Annotated in this window: 7 protein-coding genes; 6 read left to right on the forward strand and 1 reads right to left on the reverse strand. The window is 70.3% G+C overall.

What is annotated here, in order from left to right; genetic code table 11:
• Window positions 1-37 precede the first annotated feature (37 nt).
• The 6 genes from AQI94_RS17570 to AQI94_RS17595 all read left to right on the forward strand — a co-directional run bounded on the left by AQI94_RS17570 (window position 38) and on the right by AQI94_RS17595 (window position 8,574).
• Window positions 38-1,135, forward strand: coding sequence for a LacI family DNA-binding transcriptional regulator (locus AQI94_RS17570; protein WP_031040999.1), 1,098 nt, complete (start codon window positions 38-40; stop codon window positions 1,133-1,135).
• Between the two features lie 266 nt (window positions 1,136-1,401).
• Window positions 1,402-2,787, forward strand: a complete 1,386-nt coding sequence (locus AQI94_RS17575) for an ABC transporter substrate-binding protein (RefSeq protein WP_031040996.1) — start codon at window positions 1,402-1,404, stop codon at window positions 2,785-2,787.
• A 1-nt stretch (window position 2,788) separates the two neighbouring features.
• Window positions 2,789-3,664, forward strand: coding sequence for a carbohydrate ABC transporter permease (locus AQI94_RS17580; protein WP_031040993.1), 876 nt, complete (start codon window positions 2,789-2,791; stop codon window positions 3,662-3,664).
• Entirely contained in the window at window positions 3,661-4,584 is a 924-nt protein-coding gene (locus AQI94_RS17585) for a carbohydrate ABC transporter permease (protein WP_031040990.1), read from the forward strand. The genes AQI94_RS17580 and AQI94_RS17585 overlap by 4 nt, the downstream gene beginning before the upstream one ends.
• A 28-nt stretch (window positions 4,585-4,612) precedes the next feature.
• Window positions 4,613-6,736, forward strand: coding sequence for a beta-galactosidase (locus AQI94_RS17590; protein ID WP_031040989.1), 2,124 nt, complete (start codon window positions 4,613-4,615; stop codon window positions 6,734-6,736).
• Window positions 6,737-6,768: 32 nt separating this feature from the next.
• The gene (locus tag AQI94_RS17595; RefSeq protein WP_031040985.1) at window positions 6,769-8,574 is read left to right on the forward strand and encodes an RICIN domain-containing protein; all 1,806 of its coding nucleotides are present in this window, start codon (window positions 6,769-6,771) and stop codon (window positions 8,572-8,574) included.
• A gap of 45 nt (window positions 8,575-8,619) precedes the next feature.
• On the opposite strand, the gene AQI94_RS17600 is transcribed toward AQI94_RS17595, so the two are convergent.
• A complete protein-coding gene (locus AQI94_RS17600) occupies window positions 8,620-12,219 on the reverse strand; it encodes a LamG-like jellyroll fold domain-containing protein (protein WP_062229803.1) in 3,600 nt (1,199 codons plus the stop codon).
• Between the last annotated feature and the right edge of the window lie 12 nt (window positions 12,220-12,231).

The raw sequence follows: 12,231 nt of genomic DNA on the forward strand, positions 1-12,231 counted from the left end.
GGCTAGGATCTGAGCCGCCGGACATCGGGAGACAGCAATGACGCCAGTCGGAGGACAGGGCAGCAGCCCCGGCGCGCCGCGTGCCGTGGATGTGGCCCGGCTGGCCGGTGTCTCGCAGAAGACGGTCTCCCGGGTCTTCAACGGCGAGCGGTACGTGTCCGCCGACGTACGCGAGCGGGTGCTCCAGGCCGCGGAGCACCTCGGATACCGGCTGAACGGCGCCGCGCGGGCTCTCGCCTCGGGCCGCACCCGTTCGATCGGTGTGGTCGCCCTCGGCACCGCCCTGTACGGACCCGCCTCGCTGCTCATCGGCGTCGAGCGGGCAGCGCGGGACGCCGGATACGCGCTCCGGGTCGTCAACACCCTGGAGGGCGATCCGGGGGGCGTCGCCGGCGCCGTGGAGTCGCTCCTCGACCAGGGCGTGGACGGCATCGTCGTGTCCGAGCCGATCGACGAGGGCTCGGTGTCGCTCAGTGTCGACATCCCGGTCCTGGTCCTCGGGGCGCCGGCCGCCTTCGGTGGTCCACGCGCCGTGGCCGCGGGCGTCGGCGCCGAGTCGCTGGCCCGCGCGGCCACGGAACACCTGCTGGACCTGGGGCATGTGACGGTCCATCACCTGGCCGGTCCGCAAAGGTGGTTCGCCGCCCGGGACCGGCTCCAGGGCTGGCGGGCGGCGCTCGCGGCCCGCGACCGGGAGCAGCCGGCCGTCATCGAGGGCGACTGGTCGGCCTCCTCCGGCTACACGGCGGGCCACGAACTCGCCGCCGCCGGTGACGTCACCGCGGTGTTCGCCGCCAACGACGACATGGCCGTCGGTCTGATCCGTGCCCTTCTGGAGGCGGGTCTGCGCGTGCCGGAGGACGTCAGTGTCGTCGGCTTCGACGACATCCCCGTGTCCGCCTATGTCACCCCACCGCTGACCACCGTGCGCCAGCCCTTCGACGCCGTGGCCCAGGAAGGGCTCCGGCTCCTGGTGCAGGCCATCGAGAAACCGGACGCCGAGCCGGCACCGGCGGGCGACCCACCGGTCGAGCTCGTCGTACGCGCCTCGACGGCACCCCCGCCGACGGACGGCCCGTATCCGGCCGCCGGTTCACGCGACTCGGCGCACGCGCCCCCGGCCACCACCGACTGACCCGCGCTTCCCGGCCCGGCAGACAGCCTTCCCAGGGCCGGGTGATGAGCCCGAGCCGTGCTCATCACCTGCGAACCGCCTTCGCACCGCCTTCCACGACCGTGGACTTCCGCCACGCGACACAGCACGCGCGTGCCGGTCCCGATCCCCGCGCCGTCCGCCCGAACCCGCGGCAGCGACGCCGGAGCCGTACCCCTTCCTTCCCACCCTCACGACGCGCCCTCGCCAGGCGTGCCGTCCCTATGCCCCTTCGGCGGGAGTTCACCATGCCCAGAGACTTCATACCCACGTCCGCCATGAGCCGTCGGCGGTTCCTCGCCGCGACCGGAGCCCTCTCCCTCGGCGCCGCGCTCACCGCCTGCGGCGGCGGCGACTCCGGCGGTTCCTCCGGCTCCGCGAAGCCGGTCGGCCAGGCCGACATCGACAAGGCGATGAAGACGCCGACCCGGCTGACCTTCTGGACCTGGGTCCCGGACATCCAGCAGGAGGTCGCCCTCTTCGAGAAGAAGTACCCGGCGATCAAGGTCAAGGTCGTCAACGCCGGTCAGGGCGTCACGCACTACACCAAGCTGCGCACCGCCCTGAAGGCCGGCAGCGGCGCACCCGACCTGGCGCAGGTCGAGTACCAGGCCATCCCCACCTTCACCATCACCGACAGCCTGCTGAACCTGGGCCCGTACGGCGCCTCCGCGCTCAAGGGCAAGTTCGTCGACTGGACCTGGGGACAGGTCAGCGGCCCCGACGGCGAGGTCTGGGCGATCCCCCAGGACACCGGCCCGATGGGGATGCTCTACCGCAAGGACATCTTCGACAAGCACGGCATCGAGGTCCCCACCACCTGGGACGAGTTCGCCGAGGCGGCCCGCAAGCTCCACAAAGCCGACCCGGACGTCTACCTCACCAACCTCGCGGCCAACGAACCCGCCGCCTGGCACGGCCTGTTGTGGCAGGCGGGCGCCAAGCCCTACGCCACCTCCGGCAAGAGCACCCTGACCATCGACGTCGACGACGCGGTCTCCAGGAAGGTCGCTGCCTACTGGGGCGGACTCGCGAAGGAGGGCGTCATCAGCACCGACCCCGACTTCGTCGACGCCTGGTACGCCGGCTTCAACAAGGGCAAGTACGCCACCTGGCTCACCGCCGCCTGGGGCCCGGCCTTCCTGTCCGGCTCGGCCAAGTCCACCGCGGGCAACTGGCGTGCGGCCCCGCTCCCGCAGTGGGACGCGTCCAAGCCCGCCTCCGGCAACTGGGGCGGTTCCACCACGGCGGCCATGCGCTCCACCAAGAACCCCATCGCGGCGGCCCGGTTCGCCCAGTTCCTCAACAGCGACCCGGCGAGCGCCAAGATGTTCGCCACCCAGCAGTTCTTCTTCCCGGCCACCAAGTCCCTTCTTGCGGACCCGGGTTTCACCGGAGAGGCACCCGCCTTCTACGGCGGCCAGAAGGTCAACCAGGTCTTCGCCGACATCGGCGACACCGTCTCGCCCGCCTTCCAGTGGCCGCCCTTCCTCGACCAGGCGGCCACCGACTGGACCGAGACCGTCGGCAAGTCCCTCGCCGACAAGTCCGACACCGCCGCCGCGCTCGGGCAGTGGCAGTCGCGCCTGACGACATACGCCAAGAAGCAGGGCTTCACCCTCAAGGGAGCGTGAGATGGCCGCCGTTCGGTCACGGAGCGCCGGGCCCCTGTTCGTGGCCCCCTTCCTGATCCTCTTCCTCCTGCTCTTCCTCGCCCCGCTCGGCTACGCCGCCTACCTCAGCCTCTTCCAGCAACGCCTCGTCGGAGGCACGGTCTTCGTCGGCCTCGACAACTACGTCACCGCCCTGGGGGACCCCCTCCTCCTGCACGGAGTGGGCCGCGTGGCCCTCTTCTTCCTCCTCCAGGTCCCCCTGATGCTGCTGCTGGCCCTGGCGTTCGCCCTCGCCCTCGACAGCGGCCTGCTGCGCCTGGCCCGCGTGATCCGCCTCGGCATCTTCGTGCCGTACGCCGTCCCGAGCGTGGTCGCCGCACTCATGTGGGGCTACCTCTACGGCCCCGACTTCGGCCCCTTCGCCCAACTGGGCCGCACACTCGACCTGCCGGCCCCGGACTTCCTGAGCGGCGGCTGGATGCTGGGCAGCCTGTCGAACATCGTGACCTGGGAGTTCGTCGGCTACAACATGATCATCCTGTACGCGGCGCTCCGGACCATCCCGCACGACCTGTACGAGGCTGCCGCCATGGACGGAGCGGGCGCCTGGCGGATCGCCCGGTCCATCAAACTGCCCGCGCTGCGCCCGGCGTTGCTCCTCACCCTGCTGTTCTCGGTGATCGGCAGCTTCCAGCTCTTCAACGAGCCCAAGCTGCTGATGGCCATCGCCCCGGACGTCATCAGCAGCTCCTACACCGCCAACCTCTACGCCTACTCCCTCGCGTTCACCGGCGACCAGCTCAACTACGCGGCGACGGTCTCCTTCCTCCTGGGCCTGGTCATCGTCATCGCCTCCTACGCCGTACTCCTGACCGCGAACCGCAGGAGGTCCGCATGACGACCACCCTGCGGCAGCCACCGGTGGCCGCGAAGACCCCGGCCGCACCCGTACCGCATCGGTCCGCCGCCCGGCGCCGCAGCACCCCGCTGACGATCGCCATGCTCGCGGCCCTGGCCTACTTCCTGCTCCCGCTGTGCTGGTTGCTGATCGCCTCGACCAAGAGCACCCAGGACCTGTTCGACAGCTTCGGCCTGTGGTTCTCGCACGCCCCGCAGCTGCTGACGAACATCAAGGCGACCTTCACCCAGGACGACGGCGTCTTCGTGCACTGGCTGCTCAACACCGTCCTGTACGCGGTCGTCAGCGCGCTCGGCGCCGCCCTGCTCGCGGCGGCCGCAGGGTACGGCTTCGCCAAGTTCCGCTTCCGCGGTGACCGGTTCGCCTTCAACCTCGTTCTCGGCGCCATCATGGTCCCGGCGACCGCCCTGGCGATCCCGACCTATCTGCTGTTCGCCAAGGTCGCCCTGGTCAACACCCCGTGGGCGATCATCCTGCCCTCGCTGGTCAACCCCTTCGGTCTCTACCTGATGCGGGTGTACGCGGCCGACGCCGTCCCGGACAGCCTCCTGGAGGCCGCCCGCATCGACGGCGCGGGGGAGGCCCGGATCTTCTTCCGGATCGCCCTCAGACTGCTGGCCCCCGGCCTGGTCACCGTCCTGCTGTTCACGCTCGTGGCGACCTGGAACAACTACTTCCTGCCGCTGATCATGCTCAACGACCCGAATCTGTACCCCGTCACGGTGGGGCTCTCGTCCTGGGCCGCCCAGGCCCAGAACGGCGGCGCCGGAGCCAGCAGCGACATGCTCCCGCTCGTCGTCACCGGCTCCCTGATCTCGATCGTGCCGCTCGTCATCGCCTTCCTCGTGCTCCAGCGCTACTGGCAGAGCGGCCTGGCGACCGGCAGCGTCAAACAGTAACTCCCCCTGTCCTCCTGGAGGTTCAACGATGGCGGTCCTGCCCGCCCACGTCCTGTTCGGTGCCGCGTACTACCACGAGTACACGCCCGACTACGACCCCGAACTGCGGCCCGACGAACGGCTGAAGACCGACCTCGACCTCATGGCCGAGGCGAACTTCACGGTGATCCGCGTGGGCGAGTCGGTCTGGTCGACCTGGGAGCCCGAGAACGGCCGCTTCGACCTCGACTGGCTCCAGCCGGTCCTCGACGGCGCCCACGAGCGGGGCATCTCCGTCATCCTCGGCACCCCCACCTACGCCGTGCCGCCGTGGCTCGCCCGCCAGTACCCGGAGATCACCGGCGAACGGCGCACCGGCGAGCGCATCGGCTGGGGCGCCCGGCAGGAGGTGGACTTCACCCACCCCGCCTTCCGCTTCCACGCCGAGCGGATCATCCGGAAGATCGTCGCCCGGTACGCCGGCCACCCGGCGGTCATCGGCTGGCAGGTCGACAACGAACCGGGCCTGCACCTCTTCCACAACCACGGCGTCTTCCAGCGGTTCGTGGACCACCTGCGCGCGAAGTACGGCGACGTCGAGACCCTCAACCGCGAGTGGGGGCTGGTCTACTGGTCGCACCGCCTGTCCACCTGGGCCGACCTGTGGACCCCGGACGGCAACGAACAGCCCCAGTACGACGTCGCCTGGCGGGAGTTCCAGGCCCGGCAGGTCACCGAGTTCATCGGCTGGCAGGCGGACATCGTCCGTGAGTACGCGCTGGACGGGCAGTTCGTCACCACCTGCATCTCCTACACCCGCCAGGGCGTCGCGGACGACGAGCTGTCTGCCCGCCTCGATATCGCCTCCGGCAACCCGTACTACGACATGCAGGACGGCCTCCTGCTGCCCGACCCCACACCCGACGAGCACGAACAGCGCTGGAAGACCACCGGTGTCTGGTCGATGTACCAGACCGCGGACTGGATGTTCTCCTCGCGCCAGGAGCCCTTCCTCGTCACCGAGACCAACGCGAACTCCATCGGTTTCGCCTGGGACAACCGGCCCGGCTACGACGGCCAGTGGCGCCAGGCCGCGTGGGCGCACGTGGCTCGGGGCGCCCGGATGATCGAGTACTGGCAGTGGCAGACCCTGCGCTTCGGCGCCGAGACCTACTGGGGCGGAGTCCTCCCGCACAGCGGACAGCCGGGCCGCACCTACGCCGAACTCGCCCGCCTGGGTGCCGAGTTCGCGAAGGCCGGACCGCTCGTCGCCGGACTCGAACCGGACGCCGACGTCTCGCTGGTCTACTCGACGCCCAGCAAGTGGCTCATGCAGAAGCACCCTCCGCTGGCCACCCCCGACGGCAGCCCCGACCCGGCCGCCTACCACCGCATCTTCGACCCCTTCTACCGCGGTGCCTTCGAGTCCGGACGCCAGGTGCGGATCGTGCACGCCCGACAGCTGAACGAGGGCATGACACCGGAGGAGATGGTCCGCCGCCACCCGGTGCTGGTCGTGCCCGCGCTGTACATCGCCGACGACGCCACCCTCGACCGGCTCGCCGCCTACGCCCATGCGGGCGGCCACCTCGTCCTCGGCCCGCGCACCGGATACGCCGACCACGAGGCCCGCGCCCGGCACGAGAAGGCACCGGGGCGCCTCACCGAGGCCGCGGGGGTGTCGTACGACGAATTCAGCAATCTCGCCCACGGCATCCCCGTGCAGTCCGTGGGCCCCCTGCGGCTGCCGGAGGGGGCGACGGCGACCCACTGGGCCGACGCCCTGACCGTCACCGACGCCGAGGTGCTCGCCGGCTACCGGCACCCGCACTTCGGGAACTGGCCCGCGATCACCACCCGTCGGCACGGCGAGGGTCGCGTCACCTGCGTCGGCACGGTCCCGGACCGCGCCCTCGCCCGGGGACTGGCGCAGTGGCTAGCACCCTCGGCCCGCCACGGCTGGCAGGACCTCCCGGACACGGTCACCGCGACGACCGGCACCGCGTCCGACGGGCGGCGCGTGCACCTCGTCCACAACTGGAGCTGGGAGCCGGCCCGTGTTGTCGCTCCCGTGGATCTGACCGACGTCCTGACCGACGCCCCGGTCCCCGCCGGAGCCGAACTGGAGCTCGGCGCCTGGGACGTACGCGTGCTAGTCACCGCGGACAACTGAGCACCACCGCGGTCACCCTCAAAGGAGAGGCCATGCAAAGAAGACGGCTGGGACAGACACTGGGCACCTTCGCCGCGGCTGCCGCGCTGGCGGCGATCCCCCTCAGCAGCGCGCACGCGTACAACCCGACCGGAGGAATCCTCTACCAGCTCGGCAGCGAACCCTGCCTGAAGGGGCGGGGCAACTGCGCCGTCTACCCCAAGTCGGCGCAACTGCCGAGCGGACGCCTGGTCGCGTCCTTCGAGAAGGCGACCGTCGTACCGCAGTCGGGAAGCGCCGACGGAGAGACGCTCCCGGTCTACAAGAGCGACGACCGCGGCACGTCCTGGCAGCCGCTGTCGGAGGTGAAGGCCCCGGCCTACCTGTCCACCGACCCCAAGTACGCGAAGTACACGAGCAACTGGACCAACCCGTACCTGTACACGCTCCCGCAGACCGTCGGAAACCTGAAGGCCGGCACCCTGCTGCTGGCGAGCGTGGTCTCGGGTGACGACTACTACTACAAGGAGCACAAGGCGGCCGACCCGAACTGGACGCCCTCCAACGACGGCGACCGCAAGGACCTGGCGATCGCCCTCTACTCCAGCACCGACGAGGGCAGTACCTGGAAGGTCGTCAATGTCATCGCCACCGGAGGCTGGCAGGGCGGCAGCGCGGGCGCGGTCGGCCAGAACATCGCGGTCGCCAACACGCACCAGCAGGTGGACCCCCTCTGGGAGCCCTACCTGATGGTCCACAAGGGCCAACTCGTCTGCTACTACTCCGACGAGAACGACTACCTCGGGGTCGACCCGGCCACCGGCGCCCCGATACCGGACCCCGCGAACGCCACCGCCACCGACTCGCACGGCCAGATCCTCGCCCACCGGACCTGGAACGGCCTGAGCTCGGGCTGGAGTTCACCCGTCGTCGACGTCGCGGGACTGACCGACGACATGGGCGGCGGCAAGACGGAGATCGGCGGCGGACGGCCCGGCATGACCAACGTGGTGCCCACGACCGACGGCAAGTGGCTGCTGACGTACGAGTACTGGGGCGGCGGAGCGAACGTCCGGTACGCGCTCGCCACCGACCCGCTGAAGTTCCGCTCCGGCACCTCGGGCGCGGTCACCTCCCTGCCCCTCGACACCGGTTCGCACCCGCTCGCGACCGGGGGCAGCCCGGTGATCATCAGGCTTCCCGACGGGCGTCTCGTCTACAACGCGGCGGGCAGCGGCAACGTCTGGGTCAACGACAGCGGCAGCAGCACCGGCGTGTGGAAGGAGTACCAGACCACCTCGCGGGCGGGCTACAGCCGCAACCTCCAGTACGTCGCCGGGACCGGCCGTGTCGCGATCCTCAACAACCAGGACACCTCGACGATCGCCTACGCCGAGGTCGACCTGGGCCGCACCCAGGGCACCTACTACCAGCTGGTGAACCGGAAGACCGGGCAGGTGATCGGCACCGGCAACAAGACCAACGACGCGAACATCGGCAACGGTGACGTGCCCGACGTCGTCCTGGAGAACGCGGGCGCGGCGGCGAACAAGGACACCCAGTCCTGGCACGTGGTGACCGAGCCGAACGGCGGCACGACCCTGCTCAACAAGTCCGGCGGCCGCGCGGCGGCGATCTGGACGGGGAACGCCACCGTCGGGCAGCGCATCGGCCAGTGGGTCGACAACAGCCCGACGGGAAGCTGGAACCTCGTCACGACGGCCGACGGCTACTACCGGTTCCAGGCGGTCAGGAACACCAGCGTGTACCTGACCGGTGCGTCCGCGGGGGCGCCGCTGACGCTCCAGAACGCCGTCGCCGACGGCTCGCAGGACTGGCGCCTCGTTCCGGTCGGCTGAACGGAACGCCGGCGGCGCCCAGGGGCGCCGCCGGCATCGCTCACTTCACCGCACCTCCCTGGCGTACGGCGCCACGGCGATCCGGTCGATCAGCGGCGCGTACCGGGAGCGGAGCAGCACTCCCGGGAAGGTGTCCGAGGCGTAGGTCGTGCCGTCGAAGTTCGGCAGCTCCTCGGAGCGGAAACCGATCGTGTTCTGTCCCTTCTTCAGGGTGACCGGGACGGTCAGCTCCCAGAAGTTGTCCTGGTGGAAGCTGTGCGGGAAGCCGACCCGCCGCATCTCCCCGCCGTTGACGGTGATGTCGGCGTGACGGGCCAGCGGGTCGGGGTTGTAGTGGGTGGCCTCCGACTGCTCCGGGTTGGAGTAGCGGATCCGCAGCGCGTACAGGCCGGCCCGGTCCGCGGTCACGGTGAACGTGGCCGTGTTGGAGTTGCCCGGGTCCCCGCCGACGCCGGTGATCGCCGTGCCGTCGGTGGCCAGGGGGAGCGGGGTGAGCGTGGCCGAGCCCGCGAGCACCGCGTCCTGTGCCTCGTACGTACGGGCCTTGAGCGCGCCCTCGGTCGGGGTGACCGTGAGACGGTCGACGAGGGTGGTGGACGAACCGCCCGTCAGCGTCACCTTGTTGACGCCACCGGAGAGGGAGACCGCGACCCGGTTGCGGTCCTTGGCCAGGCCCAGGACGTCGTGGCCGTTGACGGAGAGCCGGGCGCCGGTGCCGCCGAGGGTGTCGACCTTGAGCGTGGCCTCACGGTCGGCGGGGGAGTACACCCAGAACGTGGCCGTCTGGCCCTTGGCGAGCCGGGCCGCGCCCGAGCCGGAGCCCGGCACGTCGTAGGCGGGCTGTGCGCCCCCGGCCAGCCAGGCCAACTCGCCCTCGTACACCTGTGTGCCCGCCGAGGCGCTCGGCAGGGACAGGGTGAGCCGGTCGACGATCGCGTCGCCCTTCGTCACCCGCTTGCCGTCCAGGCTCTTCGCGGCGAGCGTCAGGGTGTGCTTGCCCTTGGTGAGCTGCACCTTGGTGTCGGTGTGGTCCCACACCACCCACTTGTAGCCGAGCGGCAGATACAGCTGCTGCTCGCTGCCCGCCTGGCCGTCCACGCGCAGGAAGACATTGGTGGGCCCCTGCTCCTTCACCTTGTCGAAGGTGTTGAGGGAGTTGGCGAAGACGCTCAGGTCGTAGGTGCCGTCCTCGGGCACGTCCACGGTGAAGTCGAGCGTGACGTCCGAGCCGGTGCGCAGCCCGCCCACGTCGTAGCCGCCGGAGGTGTAGAACTTCGACACGTCGGAGGTGGAGCCCTCCGGGCCGTTCTTCGAGTAGCCGGACCCGGTGTGGGCCGCGTCCTCCGCCTCGTAGGAACCCTGCCAACGCACCGGCGGGGACTGGGTCTTCGCGGCCTTCCCGGCCGGGCTGAGGACGATCTCGTACGCCGAGGACTCCTTCAGCTTCGGCAGGGTGCCGTCACCGAAGTCGACGGTGACCGTGCCGTCGCCCGCGACCTTCAGATTCGTCTCGGTGAGCAGCTTCGGGCCGGAGTTGTCGCCGACCTGTCCGCTCCACTCGATCTCCCGGACCCAGGCGTGCACGTTCGTGCCGAAGAGCTTCTTCGGGACGCCCGCGAAGGTGATGTGCCCCTTGCCGGTGGAGCCGCCGAAGACGAGCCGGGCCTGCTTCTTCTTCTCGTCGAGCGTGGCCACGCCCTGCATGGTGTAGTTCTCGCCCGGGAACGGCGGCGTCACCGACACCGTGTGCCCGCTCATCGAGGCGTACGAGTTCAGCAGCCACCACTGGCCGTTGCCGCGGTTGGACTGCACCGCGGAGTCGGAGAGGTTGCCGTCGATGTTCCAGTACGCGATGTCGGCGTCCACCTTGGACTCCTCGATCGCGGAGACCCACTGGATCATCTGGCCGGGGACGGAGGTGTGGTAGTTGAAGGCGTACTCGTTGATGTTGACGGGCAGTTGGGTGCCTTCGCGTGAGGTCCCCTTGAAGAGCTCCTTCTCCCACACCCGGTACTTGGCCACGCTCGCGCGCACCGCCTCCGGGTGGCTCAGCTCGTGCCAGGTGATGACGTCCGGGAGGGTGCCCGCGGCCAGGGTGTGGGTGAGGAAGCCCTTCACCTGGTCGTACAGGACGCTGGTGTTGGGGCCGGCGATCCGTGCGTCGGGCATCCTGCCCTTGATGAGCTTGTAGGCGGAGTCCCAGGCGGCGAAGTAGTCGTCGGGGTCGCTGAGCCAGCTGACCTTGTTGTAGCTCCACTGCCCGGTGCCGAACATGTTGCCCTCGGGCTCGTTGAACGGCACGAAGACGATGTTGTCCTGGTACTGCTTCGGCAGCTTCAGTACCTGGTCGACCTGCCCCGCGATCTTGTCCTCGTAGAGCTTGAGCTTCTCCGCCGGGGTGTCACCGGGCCACTCGTAGGGGAAGCCGCGGTGGATGTCGGTCATGTAGATGTACACATCGCCGTCGGTGGAGTCGGCGAGCGGCTTCACCACGTCCAGCGCGTCGGCACCGGGGTGCTGCGGGCCGTCCTGCGCCTTGGTGGAGACCGTGCGCAGACCCATGCCCTCGATGAGGTTGTTGGTGGGGACGTCCGGTCCGTACACGCCGTAGAGGGTGCCGGAGGCGCCGCCGTGGAACGCGCCGGTGTTCGAGCCGAGGTCGACGGTGAGCTGCCCCTCGCGGACCACGGTGACGGTCGCCTTCACGGCCCTTCCGGCAGCGGTTCCCGCGACGGTGAAGGTCCCCGGCGTGGCGTACTTCTCGGGCGGTACGGCGTCCCAGACGACGGGTGTGTCGCGGTCGTAGCCGTCGGAGAAGGTGGCGCGGACGGTGGCCGGGAGGGCCGGGGCGGTCCCGTCGGTCGTCCGGACGTCGAAGGAGGTCTTCGCGAGGTCCTGGAGGGTCGGCACGGCCCCGACCAGGCCGGCCACCTGCTCGGCGGTGAGCGCCGAGTGCCACACCGCGAAGTCGTCGACGGCACCCTTGAGGAGCGGGTCCGGGTAGAAGGACTTGCCGATGTAGCCGGCGGCGGTCGCCGAACCGCTCAGCAGATCCTTGGCCTTGACGGCGGTCGCGGCGGAGGAGACCGCCACACCGTCGAGGTAGGTGGTGAGCCGGCCCGCGGTGGTGTCGAGGGTGACGGTGACCGTCCGCCACGCGTCCGCGGGCAGCGGCGCGTAGCCGCGGACCTGGGCCTCGGCGCCGCCTCCGCCGGTGGTCACGGAGGTCTGGAACAGGCCGTTGCCGTTGTACGGGGTGCTGAAGAGGTACCGGGAGGTGTCGGTGCCCAGGTCGAAGATGCGCTGCCAGGACGAGGTGTCGCCGCTCCATTTCACCCGGGCGGAGACGGTCAAGTCGCTCGCGTCGCCGACCACTTCGCGGGGCAGCCGGACGTAGGCGCCGTCGGAGGTGGGTGCCCCGCCGGGCAGGGCCAGCGCGCTGCCGCCGTCCGCGCCCGCCACGGACCGGGCCGTCGCGCCGTTCACCAGGCTGGCCGTCAGGCCGTTGCCGGAGCTGTCGCTGATCTTTCCGGAGGCGAGGTCGTCCTGGTCGAAGGTGTAACGGGCGGCGGGCCCGGGCGTCTCGGCCGCCTGCGCGGGCACGGCGGGCGCGGCCAGCAGGCCCGCACCGAGGGCCAGCGCCATGGCGGCCGGCGC

Source organism: Streptomyces pseudovenezuelae (assembly GCF_001513955.1).
In the GTDB taxonomy this organism is placed as follows: domain Bacteria; phylum Actinomycetota; class Actinomycetes; order Streptomycetales; family Streptomycetaceae; genus Streptomyces; species Streptomyces pseudovenezuelae.